At 51.7% G+C, this 261-nt stretch carries 1 rRNA gene; it reads left to right on the top strand.

Going from position 1 to position 261, the window contains the following annotated elements:
• A 23S ribosomal RNA gene (locus V2S86_RS25535) occupies nucleotides 1–261 on the top strand; the annotation flags it as partial.

The following is a 261-nucleotide window of genomic DNA, read 5'->3' as shown; positions in this document are numbered from 1 at the left end:
AGCTTGACACTGAACATTGAGCCTTGATGTGTAGGATAGGTGGGAGGCTTTGAAGCGTGGACGCCAGTCTGCGTGGAGCCAACCTTGAAATACCACCCTTTAATGTTTGATGTTCTAACTCGGCCCCATAATCTGGGGTGAGGACAGTGTCTGGTGGGTAGTTTGACTGGGGCGGTCTCCTCCCAAAGAGTAACGGAGGAGCACGAAGGTTAGCTAATCACGGTCGGACATCGTGAGGTTAGTGCAAAGGCATAAGCTAGC

The sequence above is a fragment of the Serratia sp. C2(1) genome (assembly GCF_036352655.1).
GTDB lineage: Bacteria > Pseudomonadota > Gammaproteobacteria > Enterobacterales > Enterobacteriaceae > Serratia > Serratia inhibens.
The sequence above is the reverse complement of the archived record's forward strand: the minus strand, read 5'-3'. Positions and strand labels throughout refer to the sequence as shown.